This is a genomic window from Streptomyces sp. NPDC002779 (genome assembly GCF_042888685.1).
Lineage (GTDB): Bacteria > Actinomycetota > Actinomycetes > Streptomycetales > Streptomycetaceae > Streptomyces.
Genome location: NZ_JBIAQC010000019.1, coordinates 22,286 through 39,634 on the forward strand (window position 1 = coordinate 22,286; position 17,349 = coordinate 39,634).

General features: G+C 68.0%; 15 protein-coding genes. 11 read left to right on the forward strand and 4 right to left on the reverse strand.

Annotation, left to right across the window (positions count from 1 at the left end; genetic code table 11):
* Positions 1-735: 735 nt before the first annotated feature.
* Positions 736-1,164, reverse strand: coding sequence for an ATP-binding protein (locus ACFYW5_RS33585; RefSeq protein ID WP_389420919.1), 429 nt, complete (start codon positions 1,162-1,164; stop codon positions 736-738).
* Between the two features lie 916 nt (positions 1,165-2,080).
* Here ACFYW5_RS33585 and ACFYW5_RS33590 point away from each other — a divergent pair.
* From ACFYW5_RS33590 to ACFYW5_RS33610, 5 genes are all read left to right on the forward strand, one after another.
* Entirely contained in the window at positions 2,081-3,043 is a 963-nt protein-coding gene (locus ACFYW5_RS33590; RefSeq protein WP_389420920.1) for an NAD(P)/FAD-dependent oxidoreductase, read from the forward strand.
* A 191-nt stretch (positions 3,044-3,234) separates the two neighbouring features.
* Positions 3,235-4,626 carry a serine hydrolase domain-containing protein gene (locus ACFYW5_RS33595; protein ID WP_389420921.1) on the forward strand — a complete coding sequence of 464 codons (1,392 nt, stop codon included), beginning with the start codon at positions 3,235-3,237 and terminating at the stop codon, positions 4,624-4,626.
* A 79-nt stretch (positions 4,627-4,705) separates the two neighbouring features.
* Positions 4,706-5,239, forward strand: a complete 534-nt coding sequence (locus ACFYW5_RS33600; RefSeq protein ID WP_389420922.1) for an EF-hand domain-containing protein — start codon at positions 4,706-4,708, stop codon at positions 5,237-5,239.
* Positions 5,240-5,288: 49 nt separating this feature from the next.
* Positions 5,289-5,492 (forward strand): hypothetical protein, encoded by a 204-nt coding sequence (locus tag ACFYW5_RS33605; protein ID WP_389420923.1) that lies wholly within the window; start codon positions 5,289-5,291, stop codon positions 5,490-5,492.
* A gap of 45 nt (positions 5,493-5,537) precedes the next feature.
* Positions 5,538-7,133 (forward strand): radical SAM/SPASM domain-containing protein, encoded by a 1,596-nt coding sequence (locus ACFYW5_RS33610; protein WP_389420924.1) that lies wholly within the window; start codon positions 5,538-5,540, stop codon positions 7,131-7,133.
* A gap of 100 nt (positions 7,134-7,233) precedes the next feature.
* Here ACFYW5_RS33610 and ACFYW5_RS33615 read toward each other — a convergent pair whose 3' ends face one another.
* Positions 7,234-7,614, reverse strand: coding sequence for a hypothetical protein (locus tag ACFYW5_RS33615; RefSeq protein WP_389420925.1), 381 nt, complete (start codon positions 7,612-7,614; stop codon positions 7,234-7,236).
* A 283-nt stretch (positions 7,615-7,897) separates the two neighbouring features.
* Here ACFYW5_RS33615 and ACFYW5_RS33620 point away from each other — a divergent pair, with 283 nt between their 5' ends.
* The 6 genes from ACFYW5_RS33620 to ACFYW5_RS33645 all read left to right on the forward strand — a co-directional run bounded on the left by ACFYW5_RS33620 (position 7,898) and on the right by ACFYW5_RS33645 (position 14,626).
* Positions 7,898-8,833, forward strand: coding sequence for an ArsR/SmtB family transcription factor (locus ACFYW5_RS33620; RefSeq protein ID WP_389420926.1), 936 nt, complete (start codon positions 7,898-7,900; stop codon positions 8,831-8,833).
* A 594-nt stretch (positions 8,834-9,427) separates the two neighbouring features.
* A complete protein-coding gene (locus ACFYW5_RS33625; RefSeq protein WP_389420927.1) occupies positions 9,428-10,549 on the forward strand; it encodes a hypothetical protein in 1,122 nt (373 codons plus the stop codon).
* A 595-nt stretch (positions 10,550-11,144) separates the two neighbouring features.
* Positions 11,145-11,765, forward strand: a complete 621-nt coding sequence (locus ACFYW5_RS33630; RefSeq protein WP_389420952.1) for an ABC transporter ATP-binding protein — start codon at positions 11,145-11,147, stop codon at positions 11,763-11,765.
* Complete coding sequence (locus tag ACFYW5_RS33635) at positions 11,762-12,568, forward strand: ABC transporter permease (RefSeq protein WP_389420928.1); 807 nt, start codon at positions 11,762-11,764, stop codon at positions 12,566-12,568. Before ACFYW5_RS33630 ends, ACFYW5_RS33635 begins: the two co-directional genes overlap by 4 nt.
* A gap of 64 nt (positions 12,569-12,632) precedes the next feature.
* Positions 12,633-13,292 carry a hypothetical protein gene (locus tag ACFYW5_RS33640; RefSeq protein ID WP_389420929.1) on the forward strand — a complete coding sequence of 220 codons (660 nt, stop codon included), beginning with the start codon at positions 12,633-12,635 and terminating at the stop codon, positions 13,290-13,292.
* Positions 13,244-14,626 (forward strand): wax ester/triacylglycerol synthase domain-containing protein, encoded by a 1,383-nt coding sequence (locus ACFYW5_RS33645; protein WP_389420930.1) that lies wholly within the window; start codon positions 13,244-13,246, stop codon positions 14,624-14,626. Before ACFYW5_RS33640 ends, ACFYW5_RS33645 begins: the two co-directional genes overlap by 49 nt.
* A gap of 5 nt (positions 14,627-14,631) precedes the next feature.
* Here ACFYW5_RS33645 and ACFYW5_RS33650 read toward each other — a convergent pair whose 3' ends face one another.
* Positions 14,632-15,720, reverse strand: coding sequence for a polyprenyl synthetase family protein (locus ACFYW5_RS33650; RefSeq protein WP_389420931.1), 1,089 nt, complete (start codon positions 15,718-15,720; stop codon positions 14,632-14,634).
* 72 nt (positions 15,721-15,792) lie between these two features.
* Positions 15,793-17,295, reverse strand: a complete 1,503-nt coding sequence (locus ACFYW5_RS33655) for a polyprenyl synthetase family protein (RefSeq protein ID WP_389420932.1) — start codon at positions 17,293-17,295, stop codon at positions 15,793-15,795.
* Positions 17,296-17,349 lie beyond the last annotated feature (54 nt).

The following is a 17,349-nucleotide window of genomic DNA, read 5'->3' on the forward strand; positions in this document are numbered from 1 at the left end:
GCCCGAAGGAACTGCTACACCATCTGCCGGCCCTGTTACTGCGCCGGCCTTCCATTTCCGCACACCCGGCCGAACTTCTGCCGGGAATGCTGGGATCGCGGTTGCTCGACCGGAGACCACCTCACTATCGATGTCCTGCGGTACCCGGACTCAACAAGCCGCCCGGGCGATCCTGATGGCGCCCAATTCCTCCGTTCATTCCCTCAATGGGTACTGCTCTACTGCGTACTACGGGTGATGCGACCTGCTCCGTGGCCTGTCACAGTGCCACTCTTTCGGCAGCCAGCCCCGTCGCCCGTCCTGCATCTGCTCTGGCTTGGAACCCCACTGCCGAACCTCCCGGTGCGCGCGTCCGCAGCCAACGCCTTCACCGAGGTACTGCTCACTGACTTCACTGCGGGGTACTGCTCACGGAGGCCCCTGATCACTGCGGGCCACCCGGTCCGGTCGTCAGTCCCGTCGCCCGTCCTGCACAACCCTGGCTTCGGAACTCCACCACCGCACCGTCCTGCGTACTGCAACTGCGGGTACTGCTGCCGGCAGTTCATCTCTGCCAGGCCTTGCTGTCTCTCTGTGCTACGAGAGAAACCATAACCACATCACCACCCAATGTCTACTCCAGCCAAGACAGATTTTCTGCGTGTCCGAAGGGGAGGTAATCGACCTCGATCAGGTGTCGCGGTCTCGTTGCACCGCGGGTCCCTGGCCGGACCCCAAGGGGGAGCCCAGTGTCGGCTACTGGGTGTGGCGACTGGTGGTGTGTCCACCGGGGCCGTCGGACAGGGCGATGCGGGCCGTAATGTGCTTGCCGACCGGCTCCTGCTCGGTGAACAGGGCTTCGGTTACAGCCTCGACGATCTCCAGGCCATGCTGACCGATCCGGTCCGGATCGGCGGCCCGGGCAGCGGGCACGGTGGGGTCGCTGTCCCACACGACGACGTCCACGGCGCGGGCATTGATGCACAGCTCCAGCAGGACAGGGCCGGGAGCGTACTTGCGGGCATTGGTGACCAGCTCGCTGACCACCAGCTGAGTGAGGTCCCTCGCGCGAGCGGGCACGGGCAGGTGATGATCGATCCGGGCCTTCTCGAGGAAGGCGGCAGCGTGATGGCGGGCTTCGGCGATGCAGCCGTCGTACCCGCTCAGGGCGTAGCCTGCGCGCATCAGGTATCCGTTCGCGGCCCTACAACCGTCACCGTCGCCATGAGATCCCACTGGCCTCGCCCTCATTCCCCGTATACGAGTGCGCGAGTACCCACCCTCCCTGCATACATGGCAGAGACACGTTCGATATGGGGCCAGTGGTGCACGGAGGCGAGGATCAAAGCACCCGCTCGTCGCCGCCCCCGCACGCGAAACTCCCCTCGCAGCCGCCCCCGCGAAGACATCGAGAAGCAGAGCCGCACCGGTCCCGTGTGGACACCGCTCGCTGGAGGTCGACCCCGCCCCTGGACCTAGCTATAGCCGCACCACAGCGTCTGTGCGCACCGACTGCCTGTCCGCCCCCGGCCCGCGGGCAGGCTTACGTCGAGGACCACTCCCCCGACTGGAACGACGGCCACCGATCCAGCGGCGGTTCGGTCAGCCGCAGCAGCGCCAAGTTCGAACGCATTCGCCGGGAGATGGGCGCCCCTCCCCGGCATCACCGCCAGCCCGACCAGGTTGCGCACTTTGCTGCCGCACCTGACCAAGACCCTCCATCCCGGCACCCACAACCGCTACTTCTCCCAGCGCTCCACCGCCGTCGGCGCCCACCGGGCTCGCCAAGCAGGCCGCCCCCTGCCTCTGCTCAGGGTGTGCCCTCCCTACCCAACGCCCGCCGCTCCAGCCTTCACCTGCCCCGCCTGAGAAGCACCCGAACCCAAGCCCAGCGCCCGCTGGACACCCCGGCGGTTCTCTGCGGCATCCGGGCGGCCGCGCTCAGTCAGCGAACTCGACCACGCCATCGCCGAACCGTGTCCCGCGACCGAAGCCCAGCCCCGGACGGGCCCCACTGCCCAGAGATCGGGGCACGGCGAGCATCCGATCCACTACTCTTAGTGTTCGCACAATTACCTCAAGTGAACAGGGAGATGGGTGCATGCTTGACGCGATCATCGTGGGAGGCGGGCCTGCCGGCTTGTCGGCGGCTCTGGTGCTGGGGCGCTCCCGGCGGCATGTCGTGCTCTTGGACGCGGGACAGCCGGCGCCCGCGAGCGTGGTGGATCCCGTCTGGCACAACGTTTTCACCCGCGACGGCACTCCTGCGTCGCAGCTGCGCGCATACGGGCTGGAGCAGTTGGCCGCGTATCCGCACGTGCGGGCCCGTTCGGCAGAGGTGACCAATGCAGGGCGATGCGCCCAGGGCAGCGGATTTGAGGTCCGCCTCTCGGATGGCGGTGTGGAGCGGGCCCGGCGTCTGGTGCTGGCCACTGGACTTGAGTGCGTGCTTCCTGCAGTAGAGGGGGTGAAGGAACGCTGGGGAATCTCGGTCTTCCATTGCCCGTTGTGTTATGCCCGGAAGGCGGATGACAAACGGGTCGCGGTGATCGGGAAGGGCGCGGGTGCGCTTCGTACGGTCCGGCAGCTGGCTCGCTTTGCGGCCCAGGTGGTGTGGTGCCGTAGTGACCCGTCCGAAGCGGGAGAGCCTCTGGCTCAGCTGCCGGGTGTGGGGCCGGTCGTGGTGCGGGATGAGCCGGTACTGCGTGTCAAGGGTCCGGGTACCGAGGTCGAGGCGGTGACGTTCAGCGAGGGCGAGCCGGAGCAGTGTGAGGCGGTTTTCGTCCCGCAGGTGCTCCGTCAGCGAGCTGTTTTGCATGAGCAGTTGGGCTGTGCCGTGTGGCCTGACGAGACCGTACTGGTGAATGTGTTCGGTCAGACCACCGCTCGCGGCGTGTACGCCGTGGGGGAGATGGCGCGAACGGCAGCAGCGCCGTCTGCTCTGACCACGGTGATCACGTCGGCTGCCAGTGGAACGGTGGCCGGCAGTGCTCTCGATCAGGACCTGCTCACGGTCGACTGCGGCCTGCCGGACCCATTCGCAGGTATGGAGCCGACGATGTAATGCGTTGCCCAACGATTGCTCATCCCATGAAAGAGCTGAACGGGTGAACATCTCGGGATGAAATTGCCGGTGGCATATCCTCCTGCCATGATCGTTACCTGTTAGGCGGGTGCACGTGTGAGCGCACATTGTTCAGTGCGCTCAGATTTCATCGGGGTGCGCTCGGGGCTTCTCAGTGGAGGGTTTTCTTTATGGCGGTCACTCAGGAAAACCTGGAAGAAAACCTCAAGCAGTTGGCTGAGGAATACCTGGTACCGGGGGCGTCGGCAGCGGTCCTGTGCGACGGACAGGTGACGGCAGCCGCCACCGGAGTTCTGGGGGTGCGCACGAACGTCACAGCGACCACGGACTCCCTGTTCCAGATCGGCTCCATCACCAAGACCTTCACCGCCACAGCCCTGATGCGTCTGGTGGACCGCGGCAAGGTCGATCTGGACACCAAGGTCGCTGACCTCCTGCCCGACCTGCGCCCCCAAGGCGACGGGGCTGAGACGTTGACGTTGCGTCACCTGCTCAGTCACACCAGCGGGCTGCCCGGGGACAACATGCTCGACCTGGGGCACGGCGAAGATGTGCTCGAACGCTACGCAGCCGCCTGTTCCGGGCAGACGCTCGTCCACCCCGCGGGGGCGACCTGGTCCTACTGCAACGCCGGATATCTGCTACTGGGCCGCATCATCGAACTGCTCACCGGGTCCACCTGGGATGACGCGATGCGGGAGCTACTTTTCGACCCGCTGGAACTCTCCCGGACCGTCACCCTGCCCGAGGACGCCCTGCTGCACCGGACCGCGATCGGGCACTTGATGCCCCAGGACGGGCCCGCCAGCAGCGTTGCCGATGCCCGTCCGGTCACCCGCTGGGCGCTGCCCCGGACACTGGGCCCGGCAGGAACCGTGTGCACCACGCCTACCGAACTGCTCACCCTGGTGCAGCTGCACCTCGCCGGCGGTGTGACTTCCAGCGGTCTGCGGATCCTCTCCGAGGACTCGGTGGTCGCCATGCGCACCCCGCAGACACAACTGCCCAGCCGCTGGGGCATGGCCACCCACTGGGGCCTGGGGCTGTCGCTCAGCAATGTCGATGGCGCCATGGTGTGCGGACACACCGGAAACGCCATGGGCCAAAGCGCCTTCCTCCAGTTCGTTCCGGAGCACGGTGTAGCCATCGCTTTGCTGGCCAACGGCGGCAGCGCTCAGCGCATGTACCGCGCCCTGGCCGGCCCCCTGCTGCAAGAACTGGCGGGTATTCAGCCCGCTGCTCCGCTCACTCCCCCCTCGCCACCCCTTGCTGCTGATCTTGGTCCGCATCTGGGTGTCTACCAGAACATCGGCATGCGCATCGAGGTGCAGCAAGACGATGCGGGCAACGCCGTCCTTGACAGCCGCACCATCGGCTCACTCGCCGAAGTGGCCCAGCAGCCCCCGCAACAACTCCCCCTCATTGCGGTGAAGCCAGACGAAGGCCTTTATCTGGTCCACCAGCCACTCTTCGACGACTACATGACGGTGTACTTCTACCAGCTCGCCACCGGTGAGAAGTACCTGCACATGGGACTTCGCGCCCTTCCCAAAGTGGCGTGAGGAAAAAGAAGAACCGGCACAACGCCAAACATTCCTCCTTGACGGCCATCGGCCGCCAAGACACGAAACGGAGATCATTTTGGCGACTGCAATCCAGGAAAAGAAGTTCGGCAAGGCGTTCGATCTCATGGACGTCGACGGCAGCGGTGTAGTCACGTCCCAGGACGCCGAGGCCATCGCACGCCGCAAGATCGAGCAGGCGGGCCTGTCGATCGACGCCCCGCAGATGCGCGACCTGCGCGACGCCCTCACCGCATACTGGCGAGCGCTGGACACCAACGGCAACGGCCAGCTGACCCGGGACGAGTACATCGAATCCGTCTCGCGACTCGCGCAGGACCCGCAGCGGCTGGAAAGCATCCTCACTCCCGGCAACCGCGCCCTGATCAGCGCCTTCGACACCGACGGCGACGGACGGATCAGCCGCTCGGAGTACGAGCAGATGGAGCAGGAAAGCGGGCTCACCCCCGAGGACCGGGAGCGCGCCTGGCAGGTCCTGGACCGCGACAACAGCGGCTACGTCACCCTCGACGAGCTCAACCAGGCCAACATCGACTTCTTCGTCAACGACGACCACGGTCAGGGTGCCAACGAGATGCTCGGCCGCATCTGAGCCGGCGCCCCACCCCGACACCCCACCCCAGAACCGAAGGAGAAGACACATGAGTGCTGCACAGGAAAACGCTCTGCCCATGCCCGAGGACTTCCTCAGCGAGCTGCAGCTCAGCGACGACGTCGTCGCCGCGCTGATCGACGAGGCCGGCGGGATGGACCACCAGGGCGGCCAGGAGGCCCGCAACTGCTGCTGCTGCTGCGCCTCCAACGTGGTCCGCCCCACGACCACCGCGGTTGCTGCCGCTCTGTGACCCACCCCCTGCTGAATCGCCCGGCGACACACTGAGGAATCCGCTTTGAAGCTGCCCGCAGACCTGGTGCTGCTGAACTGGCGCTGTTCCCCCCACTGCCGGGCGTGCCCGTCCGGCGAGGACCTCCCGTCCTCGCCGGACGGCGTGGCGGCAGCCCTGCAGGAAAGGCAAGGGCGAACACCCCTCGTCTACCTGGGCATCGAGGCCCTCGCCGAGCCCGGCCTGCTGCCTGACCTGGTGGCCACCGCGGCCCGCCACGGCACCCACCCGATCCTGCTCACCCGCGGCGGCCCCGACCTGCCCCTGCAGGACATCGCCCGCACCCTGGCCACCCTCAAAAACCACGGCTCCTTCGAGATCGTCTGGGCCCTGGACCTCCCGCACTATCAGCAGCTTGACGACCATCACGTCAACGCTGTCCTGGAAACCCTTACCGGACCCGGCACACCCGCCCTGCACCTGCTGTGCGTACTGCCCGAAGGCGCCGCGCCGCCCCTGGAGCTCCTCGCCAAGGACACCCTCAACCAGGGCTCACAGGTCGTCACCAGGCCAGGCCGGACCCTTGCCGACTACCTGAGTCGCTGCGCTCCAGGCGTGCTGGACCTTTCCCGCCCCGCCGCAGAATCTGTCCTCCCCCCGCAGCGCACCCCCTCGTCAGCAACCCGGACCGACTACCCGCTGGCCTTCAACGCCCTCATCTTCGAGACCACCTACTTCTGCAACGCCAAGTGCACCCACTGCTACACCAGTTGCGGCCCCGACTCGCCACGCACCCGGCTCAGCGTCGCCGATGTCACCCGTGTCATCGACGAAACCGCCGACCTGCCCAACGTCGCCAGACGCTGCCACTTCGCCGGCGGCGAAGCCACCATCTACTGGCGCGAACTGATGGCGATGCTCCGCCACTCGGCCCGGCGCGGCTTCATCAACACCCTCACCACGAACGGCTTTTGGGGCAGCTCCCCGGACCGCGCCCAGCGCAAAATGGCCGACCTCGCCGACGCAGCCGTCCACACCGTCGAGCTCAGCGCCGACGCCATGCACCAGGACTTCATCAAACCCGCCGTCCTGGGCAACATCATCCAAGCCGGGCGCGACCACAACATCGACATCGTCCTGCGCGTCTGCACCACCCGCGACAACCGCATCAGCGATGTCCTGCCCCTCATCGACCCAACGCTGCAGAACGACCTCGTCATCCTCGCCGAGCCAGCCATCGGAACGGGACGCGCCGCCACCGAAGTCCCCGAAGCCAAACGCTGGCAGATCCCCGGCCTCCCGCTGGGTGCCTGCGCCGACGTCCTCAACCTCGTCGTCACCCCCGACGGCGGCGTATTCCCCTGCTGCAGCGGCAGTGAACTGTGCCCCACCCTCACCCTCGGCAACATCCACGACCAGTCGCTGACGGCGATGATGCAGAACAGCCGCTCCAACGTGCTCCTGCGCACCCTCGTTCACGCGGGCCCCAGCTACTTCGCCCAGCTCATGGCCGACTCCCCGCTCGCTGAGCGACTCCGCCCCGCCTACGGAAGCTACTGCGAACTCTGCACGCAGATCTTCACGGACACGGACATGACTGCATTCGTCCGTGACCACGTCCAGCGCAAGACCCGCGAGAAGCTCGCCGCACTCAAAAGGTGACGCACCAGCCGCCCCCGCCTCCACGACGACCAACGATTCCTGTCTGGCCTGCGGAGCGGGGACGGCCGCTCCCGCGGTGGGTGCGGGAACGGCCGGTGGGTCACCAGCAGAGGGAGCTGACGTTGCCCACCTCATTGCCCTTGAGCAGGCCACCCCAGATGTAGTTGCCGTCCAAGAGGTACACCCACTTGTTGTGGGTGTAGCCGTTGGCGGAGACCATGCCGCCCTTGAGCCAGCACACGCCGGTGAGGTTCTGGTTCGCCCCGACGGTGTAGGCGATGGGGTGGTCGGTCGACGGCCCGGTCCGCACATTGCCCTGGACCCAGGTGGTGACCGTCTCGAACTCGGCGCTCACGTTCATCCGGTCGGCCTGCGGGGCTTGCGCCGCGGAGGCCGGAGCCGCCATACCGGCGGCGGCCATCACGCCCACCGCTGCCGTCATCATGACCTTGATCAGCGGGCGCGAACTCGTCCTGTACATCTTCTGATTCCCCCTGATGGATTCCGGGAGGCCCCGGGCCGGCGGCGTCCCTCGTGCGGCCAGCGTCGCCCGCAGTGGGGTGCCGTACAAGCCTTTCGAGAATCCCCGAAACGTCGCTGCGGCCGTTCGCCGCAGTGGCCGGAAACCGACGTCCGGGGAAGGACATCCGGCCGGACGGTGTTGTGCCGGTCGGAGCACGAACCACGCTTTACCTTCACCACGGGGGTTCCTGTTGACCGGCAGTCGTCTCTTACTGGGTCCGCTGGACGAGGTGCACGTGGAAGTGGCCAGGACCCCCGGCGCCACCCTCTTCCCCGTACTGCACGAGGTGCTGGGAGGTGCGCGGCACGGGGTGCCGGGGCGGTGGCGGGCCGCCGTCGAAGCCGCCCTGCCCGCCTCGGCCGACAGGATCCGCCCCCTGTTCGGGCCCGGACACCGCTGGCTGCCCGACGTACTGGCGCTGACCGGCGATGTGCGCGCCACCCGTATGGAGACCGTGCTGTCCCAGCTGCGGGAGGTCGACCCGGGTGACCTCGCGGCCGAGGTGACCGGGCAGTTCGGTCACGCGGTGCCTCGGAGCTGGCAGCGAGTGCTGGACGACCCCGCGCGCTTCCTCGCCGCCTACCACGAGGTGGCCGACGCGGCCTGGCGGCGCCTGGAGCCGCTGTGGGCGCGGACGGACGGACTGCTGGGCAAGGAGACCGAGCGGGTGGGTTCCGCCGTGGTCAGCCGGAACCTCGACGCGGTGCTGACCGGCCTGAGCCCTCGGGTGCGTTACGTGGACGGGGCGCTGGAGTTGCCGCAGTGCGCGAGGGAGGTCTTCGAACTCGCGGGCCGCCGGCTGGTGCTGGTTCCCGTGGTCTCCGCTACGGCCGCCTCGATGCACAGTCTCGACCGCGACGACGTGGTCTGGTTCAGCTACCCGCTGCCGGGGCTAGGGCGTCTTGGCCCACCGGAACGGCAGCCCGAGCGTGTGGACGGTCTCGCTCAGCTGCTGGGACCGGTCAGGGCGGGCGTGCTCCGCTCGGTGCAGCCCCCCGCCACGGTCAGTGAACTGGCCCGCGCGCTGAACATGGGGGTCAGCACCATCACTTACCACTGCGAACATCTGAAGGCGGCCGGTCTGCTTCAGCGCGAACGCTACGGCCGTGAGGTGCGTCAGCGGTTGACCGGCCGCGGGGCCGCGCTGGTGGAGCTGCTCACGCGTCCGGCCGGGTAGCCCCGACCGGGAGCCGCTGGAGCAGACCCCAGGTGGACCCCGCGACCACCTGACGCCGTACCCCCTGCCCGTCCGGCGCGGTGATCGCCTGTCCCCGCGGGTCGGTGCCGTGCCCTGGAGCGTTCGGGCGGGGGTGAAGGCGCGGGCGGCTTCGTCGACCGTGCAGGACCTCGGGGTGAGGTTATCGAGGGTGCGCAGGGCGGGCGGTGGCGGTGTCCAGGGTGCGGACCAGTCACTCATTCCATAGGGCACGGTTCTGGGCGAGGAGACTCTTCACACTGAGGCCGGGCCAGAGCAGGACCGGCCATTGCCAGACCTTGCAGTCCAGGTCACCGACGCGGCGGGCCGCGGTGATCGCAGCGCGGCTGAGTGGTCGCCGGGAGATTGTTCTCGGGAGGACGCCGGCAGCATGCCGGTATGCGCCGCTGTGCCTCTACTCCCCGCTGTCCTGATCGGTGTCGGTACCGTCCTTGATGCAGCGGGCGAAGTTGAGCTTCGGCACCTGGAACATCGCGGACGCCCTGACCCCGCAGCACGCTCTGGGTAGCCGGGTTGCATACTGCCCTCAAGCGGATGTTGGGCCAAGGGGGAGTTGTGAGGACGGTCTACGACGGTGCGATGAGGGTCAGTTATCGACAGTTCTACGTGGAAAGCCGCCTCGACTTTCCTGACGAGGAGGAAGTCGCGCCTTGCGCCGGCCAGAGCAACGGGCTGTGCGGTGCCGCGAATCCAGGCTACTTGTTCCTGACGACGGGTCTGCATACAGGACGTGTGGGCCTGACCGTGGAGGTCCACGAGGTCGAACCGCCGCTCGATGAGCGGTGGGAGGAGATCGTCGAGGTCTCTTTCCGTCCCGGCTCCACGCGGACCGCCGTCGTGCCATGGGGCGATGGCCCGATCTGCTTGCTCGATTTACCTATCGCCGACTACCGGGTCCGCTACTGCGGACAAGGCATGGACGTGACACCGGACGACGAGCTCTCCGTATTGGAGGGAGGCCCGCTGGTCGATCACTACCTGCTGCAGTTCTGGCCGGCAAAGCCCGCCCCTGACCGCGTGATCAAGCAGACCACGCAGAGCGCCGCGTACTGGCATGACCACGCGCGCACTCTGCCGCCCCCGCCCACTCCCGAGGAACGCGCCGAGGCCGAGCGCTGTCGCCGTGAGGCGCGAGAAAGGATCGTCCGCGAGGCGGAGTGGCAAGCCGAAGCAGGCGATTGGGGTGAGCGGCCGCCGAGTCCGACGCTGCGCGAGGTCGGCGGCAGAAAATTGGGCCTCATTCCCCTGGACCGGGACCTGATGGACGCCGTGGATACCGCCGACCCGGCCACTCAACGAGCTATCGCAAAGTGGGCCGTTGGCCAGGCCCTTGTCAAAGCTGAACTCCATACGCTCCAGGAGTTCGGGCGCGCTATCCAGGCGCTGCATGCCGGAGAGAAGCTGCCCACCCCCTTCGACGACCAGAACAGGGCTTGGGAGTGGTTCTTCACGCAGAAAAGCCTTCCGCACACCTTCGTGCACTCTCTGCACGGCCCTGAAGATGACCTGAGGCAGCAGGCCATGGCAATGCCGGCACTGTTCGCCGCCGTGCAGGAGGATCCGCTGCGCGCCGCGCTGGACACCTTGTACGCGGCCGCCGCCACATACGGCAGTGCCTACACCGACCTCCTGGCAGAGGTACGCGACGCGTTCCCGGACCTGAACTGGCCATTCTGAGGCCGTGTCTGGGATGGTGCGACCCGAAGTCTCCCCCATTGCCGGTCTGTTCGTGGAGTGGGCTGCCGGATGGGGAGAGTCACAGCCGCGCAGCATCCGGATGGTTGCGACGACGCACGAGGCGGCGACCCAGTGGCTCCACGGCCCTCGGGCCGGGTCAAGGGCGGACCGGATCTGCTTCGCGACGGTTCAGGGGACATTCCATAAGGGCGGCAGAGCGGGAGAGTGGGCAGCGTTGTTCGTTGACCCCGTCACCTTCCGGGTCGTGACGTACACGGTGCGAGCGCGGGATGAGGTCCCGAGCCGCTCACTCGAACAGCTCGGGACCGTCCATCAGCTGCGACGTCTACGGGCACGCCTGCACAGTTGGCACGTCAGCAGGCTTGCTGGCACATGCCGCTGATGTTGGCCCTGCACGGCGGGCGACCTTCACAGCATGATCGGTCGTGTCCTGTGATGCTCATCGTCGTTGCACGACTGAGTCGGGGCCCTCGCATCCCTGATGTCCGGCCATTGCCGGGGGGCTCGCGGCAGGTTGACGTTGAAGAAGACGGTGGGTGTGAAGGGCGGAGTGGTGAGCGCGGTTGGTCCGGTGCTGGACGTGCGGGATGTACACAAGGGATACCGGCGACGTCCGGTATTGCGCGGAGTGTCGCTGGATCTCCGTCCGGGTCAACTGGTGGGCATCGTCGGCGAGAACGGGGTCGGCAAGAGCACTCTGCTGCGAATCCTGGCCGGGGACCTCCCTGCGGACAGGGGCGCCGTGGAGCGGGCGGGCCGGCTGGGCTGCTGTCCGCAGGAGGCCGTGCTCCACCAGGCGTTCACCGTCGAGCAGCACCTGCAGTTCTTCCGGGCCGCTTATGGCATCGCACATCTGACCCGGGCCTACGAACTGCTGGAGGAGCTGAACTTCAGCGGCTACCGGCACGAGCGGGTGGAAACACTCAGTGGCGGCACACGCCAGAAGCTCAACCTGGTTCTTGCCTTGATGCATGATCCGCAGGTGCTGCTCCTGGACGAGCCGTACCAGGGCTTCGACTGGGAGACCTATCTGCGGTTCTGGGACCTTGCGGCAGCTGTGCGGGCCCGGGGCTGCGCGGTACTGGTGGTCTCCCACCTCGCCTACGACGCCTCGCGTCTGGACACCCTGTACCGCCTGGACGGCGGGGTATTGCGGGAGACGGACCAGACCGACACGATCGCGGTGGCCTCGTGAAGCGCTGGCGGACCTGCTTCGGCACGGCGGTGCGGTTCGCGCTGGTCGAGCAGGCCCGTAACCGGCTGGCGCTGCTCATCGTGCTCCTGTTCGTTCCGCTGTGGACCACGTTGGCCTACGCCGTGGTCGCGCCGACAGCGCTGCGGTTCTACGTCCGGCCGGTCGGCCGTTTCGTGGTCATGGACGGCAATGTGCTGACCCAGGTCGTCGGGGCGTTGCAGGCCCTCACTCTGGTCGTCGCGTTCATGATGTTCGTCGCCACCGCTCGCTCCGCCATCTTCGACCGGCGCCTGGTGCAGGCCGGGTTTCCGCGTTCCTGCCTGGCCCTGGCGAAGTGCACCTCACTCGTCCTGGTGGCGGCCGCGGTCGCCGTCTATGTCACCACGTGGACGCATCTGTTCTGGCGGCCGGAGCAGCCGGTCGTGTTCGCCGCCGGAATGTTCACCGGTGCGCTGATCTACGGCAGCATCGGCATCGTGCTCGCCGCCGCGGTGCGCAGTGAACTGGCCGGCATGTTCCTGGCCATCATGATGAGCTCGATCGATCTGCTGCTGCAGAACCCGCTGATCAACCCGGAATCCGACAGCACCCTGGTGCGGTACCTGCCGGCACACGGAGCGGTACAGACCGCGGTGACGGCCGCCGGCCTGCACGCGATGCCTTGGAGCTGTCTGCTGCTGGGCTTGGGGTGGGCGCTGGGCATGGCGGCAGTCGGTATGACCGCCTTCGCCCGGCGCACCCGCGCCACCCGGTCGGCACGAGCCTCCGTACCAGGAGTGCTGGAGACCGCTTCCGCGCCGTGACCAGGGCTGTTCGGTGTCGTTGTGCCGGTGGACGTCAACAGGTGTCGCGAGACAGGGGGCATGAGTGGCCGAGCAGCAGACCGCGGTGGTGCGGCAAGCACAGTCGGCTCTTCCTGCCCATGTCCGGGAAGCGTCCGGCATGCCGGCCCGGACCGACGCGCGCTGGGCGTGGCTCCTCAGCGACGGCTTCGAGCCGAGGAACTGGATGCTGGCCCTGGCGCCGCTGATCGGATGGCGCGCCGACGGCGTCACGGGAGCCGGATGGGGCCTGTTCGCGGCCCTGTTCACCAGCGTGCTGCCCTCGGTGCTCCTCCGTCTGGGCGAACGCCGCAGTTACTGGAGTGACCGGCATGTACGGCAGCGCCAGGATCGTCTGGTGGCCGGCCCCGTCGTCCTGGCCTCGGTCATCACCGGAACAGGGCTGCTGCACGGGCTGTCAGCCACACCTGCCGTACGTGCACTGGTGACGGCGATGCTGGCCGTGCTGCTGGTACTGATGGTGATCACCTTCTTCTGGAAGGTGTCGGTGCATTCGGCGGTCGCGGCCGGTGCCCTAGCAGTACTCGCTCTGCTCTACGGGCCGTGGTGGGCCCTTTCCGCCCCGCTGGTGGCGTTGATCGGCTGGTCACGGGTGCGGCTGCGGTGCCACACCGTCGCCCAGGTGGCCGTCGGAGCGTGCGTGGGCGCGGTCGTCAGCAGCGCGGCATTCACTCTCCTGCGATGACACAGCCAACACAGATGCGAACATTCCTTCCCCCCAGCGCCGCCGATCTCTTCCTGCGCGACCTGGAACAACGCGCCGAGCACCCGGACGCCGCCTCGACCATCGGTGCGGTCCTGCATCTGTCCGGCACCGTTCCCGAGCTGAGTGACCTTCAGGAGTACGTGGCCGCGCGCCTGCCCCACCTTCCGTGCCTGACGTACCTCCTGCACGGGGACGGCCGACAGGCTCAGTGGGTACCTGTCGTTCCCGACCCCGCACATCACGTCGGCGCACGTCGCGTGCCCAGAGGGCCAGAAGCTCTCGAAGCGGCGGTGCAGGAGCTGATGGGCGTCCCTTGGCCCGAGGGCGTCCCGGCCTGGCGCCTGGTCCTGCTGCACGGACACGTCCCCGACGGGTTCGCGCTGCTGTACCTGACCCATCACGCCGTCCAGGACGGCGGCACCATCGTCGCCGTCTTGGAGTCCTTCTTTGGTCCGGATTCACCCGCCGAGCGGCCCGCTCCGGTAGCGCGGACACGGTCCGTCGAGCCCCGGCCCGGGATGCGGCAGCTATGGCGCAGCGCCGCCATTCTGCTGCGGCATGCCAGGAAGCACCATGTGTGGACCTCGCCCGCGCGGCCGCTTTCCAGCCGCCGTCGCATGTCGTGGGCGCACGTGCCTGTGACGTGGCTCAAGGCGGCGGCCCGTGCGGGCGGCGCCGGCATCAACGACGTCTACCTCACTGCCTTGGGCCACGCGATCGCCGGGTGGGCGAGCGCGGCCTGGCCGCGTGCCGCCCGGGCTCCCATTCCCGTCATGGTTCCCGTCAGCCTGCGCACGGCGGACGAGTGGGCTGCCCCTGGCAATCGCCTCTTCCTGACGCGGGTCGACCTTCCGGGCGGCCTTCCTCCCCTCGCCCGGCGGCTCGCCGACACCAGCGCGGTCACCGCTGCTTTCAGGCTGCCCGGACACCGAGCCGTACTGCGCGCGGCCCTAACCCGCCTGCCGCCCGGGCTTCTCGGGCGCCTCGTGGCCGTGAGTACCGCTCCGGGCCGGCTCACCCTTGCTGCTTCCTTCCTGGTGATGCGCAAGCGTCTCCGTTATGGCGACGCGGCCGTGAACCGGATCGATCCCGTCATGTGCTGTCCGCCCGGGGCGCCCCTGGCGGTCGTCTTGCTCGTCTACGCGGGTGAGGCAAGTCTGTGCTTCCGCATCGACGAAGCCCTCCCCGGCGCCGACACCCTGCCCGGACTGTGGCGGCAGGCCCTGGTAGAGCTGTCGACCGCCGGCCGGCCGATGATCAGCCCCGGAGCCGTTACGGCAGCAGGAGCCGCACCGCCCCGGGGCGGTCTGTAGAGTGATCACAGAGCCCGTTCGACACTCCACAGCGGCAGGTGTTCGAAGAGGGCGACGGCCTCCTCACGCCAGCGGGGGCGCCAACCGGCCGCTTCGGCCGAAGCCAGTTCCGCATAACGGCGCATGTCCGCCCGTAGCTTCTGCTCGACCCCGTGGCTGGTGGCGATCTCCCGGACAGCGGCCACCGTCTCCGGCGTGCAGGAAGAGTCGCCGAGCGCGGCTTCCACCACCGCCCGCTCGGTGCCGCTCACGGCCGCCAGCAGGGCAGCGATGGTGTAGCTGCGCTTGCCGTCGCGCAGGTCACGACCGGTGGACTTACCCATGGTCTGCGCGTCGCCGAACAGGTCGAGGTAATCGTCCCGCATCGTCTCGTAGATTCCCACGAGCCGCGTGTAGCGGCGCAGCTCCGCCTCGAAGCGGGCCGGCTCCTCCCCTGCGGCCAGCAGGCCCAACTGCAAGGGGGCCAGAATCGAGTAATGGGCGGTCTTGTAGTCGGAAACGGCGTGCAGCAGTTCCTCGGACGGGATGTCGGTGAAGTCCCGCTCGATGTCGGTGATCTGGCCCACGATCGCGGCGGAAGCCGCCGCGGTCAGCACACCGACCATGGCATGACGGACCGACAGAGGAGCGGGCGAGTCGAGGACAACCTGCAGGGACAGGACCAGCGCGAGGTCGCCGGCGAGCACGGCAAGCCCGAGCGCTTCCTGCGGACGGTCGGGGAACCTCTCCCTGTAGGCGTAGTAGGTGGAAGGGCCGCCCCGGCGGACGAGGCCGTCGTCGATGATGTCGTCATGGATCAGCCCGTGCGTTTGCAGCAGTTCGATGCTCAGCGCGGCCTCCTCCAGACCGGGCACAGGATTGGACGTCACCAGCCGGGCCGCCTCGTAGATGAACGCCACCCGCAGCCGTTTTCCGCCCCGCACCGACACGTCCCGCAGAAGTTTGAGGCATTCAGGGGTGAAGCTGCTGGACGGCGGGGCATCGAAGCTTCCTGCGAGGTTGCGGAAGTACTGCTCGAACCGTGCGTTGAAGCGGTGTTCGTAGGCGGCGAAGCGCTCTTTGACCTGGTCGGTGGGGAGGGCGGTGTCGGTCATGAGGAGGGTTCCGTCCCTGATGGCGGGCGCGCGCGAGACCGCGGCGCCAGGAGTGGGGTAGGGCTGGTGGGTTCAGGACGTGTACTGGGTGGCGGTGACAGCCAGTCCGCGCAGCGCCCGGGACGCAGTCGGCGGCAAAGGGGACGCATCCAACACCCGCATGACCTGCTCATAACGTGACGTGATCATGCGTTCGGTACGGTGCCGCGCGCCGGTTTGCTCCAGGATGGCCCGCACCTCGGCCGCCCCGTGCTCGTCGAGATCGGCCCGGCCTACCAGGCGGCGCAGACGATGCTGTTGCGCCGGGGTGGCCGCACGCAGACCCGCAGCGAGGAGAACGGTGCGCTTGCCCTCCCGCAGGTCTCCCAGGCCAGGCGTACACGCGCCGTCCGTGCTGCCGAAGACGTCCAGCAGGTCGTCCCTGAGCTGGAACGCCTCTCCCAGAGGCAGCCCCAGCGCGGTGCACAGGTCCAAGGTGGTGTCATCGGCGCCGGCGACGGCGGCTCCCAGCTGCAAGGGACGCTCGACCGTCGCAGTGGCGGTCTTGTAACGGACGATCCGCAGCGCCGCGTCAATGTCGTCATCGGGACCGGTGCCCATCACGTCCAGGTACTGGCCATACATCACCTCCTCCAGCATCGCGTCGTACAGCCCGTGCACCGCCCGGCGCCGCTGGACGGACAGTTCGGCGGAGTGCAGCAACTCCTGCGCCCAGATCAGAGCGAGGTTGCCGACCAGAAGGGCACCGCCCGCGCCGAGCCGCTCCGCCCGCGAGGACGAACCAAGGCGCGTACGCAGCGCACGGTGCACGGCGGGGCGGCCTCGACGGGTGGCGGAATCGTCCATGATGTCGTCGTGGATCAGGGCGAACGCCACGAACAGCTCCAGCGACGCCGCCACTTTCAGGACCGCAGCCCTGTCCTCGCTCCCGCCCGCGGCATGCCAGCCCACCACACACAACAGGGCCCGGATACGCTTGCCGCCCGCGGCCAGGAAGTCCCGCAGAGTGTCCGCGACCTCCGGCGGATGGCTCCTGCCGAGCGCCGCGCGCGCCTTGTCCTCCAGGAAGTCTTCCAGCACCGCATCGACCTGTTCCCGCACAGCACTCAGATCGATCTCCTGAACGTCAAGCACACCCGAAGTCACCGGCCGGCCCTCCCGGCAAGACGCACCGGCGAATGGCCATGACTCACGGGCAACGGGACTGTGCCGCCATTTCGGACCGATAGGGGGCGGCTGTCTTCGGATCCCGTCCGGCCATGCGGCCGGACCACCCGTTTGATCTTCATGCCTGATCAACGACCAAGGCGGCCCCAGAGCACGCCCTGACCACCATGGACCGTTCTGGACATCGCAGACCCCGGCGAGATCCCGCTTGCCCTGAGCAACCGCTTGACGCAGCAGAGCAGCCGGGTGCCCCGCAAGCGGGTCGGCGTCCTTGTCGGACCCGGCGCGCTTCGGCTCGCACAGTGTCCAGTCCACCAGGGCCGGAAGGGAGTTGGCGGGCACGTCCAAGGCCTGGCCGCCGGGGCAGGACGCCAGCACGGCCCCGGCGGTGTCGATGTCGACGACCACGAGCGGCCGTTCTGCGATGTTTCGTACTGGCGCGGCTGCCTGGTCGAACCCGCG

What these genes read in the sequence shown, in the direction of transcription:
- ACFYW5_RS33585 (WP_389420919.1), bottom strand. Translation starts at nt 1,164, where the DNA reads ATGCGCGCAGGCTACGCCCTGAGCGGGTACGACGGCTGCATCGCCGAA.
- ACFYW5_RS33590 (WP_389420920.1), top strand. Translation starts at nt 2,081, where the DNA reads ATGCTTGACGCGATCATCGTGGGAGGCGGGCCTGCCGGCTTGTCGGCG.
- ACFYW5_RS33595 (WP_389420921.1), top strand. Translation starts at nt 3,235, where the DNA reads ATGGCGGTCACTCAGGAAAACCTGGAAGAAAACCTCAAGCAGTTGGCT.
- ACFYW5_RS33605 (WP_389420923.1), top strand. Translation starts at nt 5,289, where the DNA reads ATGAGTGCTGCACAGGAAAACGCTCTGCCCATGCCCGAGGACTTCCTC.
- ACFYW5_RS33615 (WP_389420925.1), bottom strand. Translation starts at nt 7,614, where the DNA reads ATGTACAGGACGAGTTCGCGCCCGCTGATCAAGGTCATGATGACGGCA.
- ACFYW5_RS33650 (WP_389420931.1), bottom strand. Translation starts at nt 15,720, where the DNA reads ATGACCGACACCGCCCTCCCCACCGACCAGGTCAAAGAGCGCTTCGCC.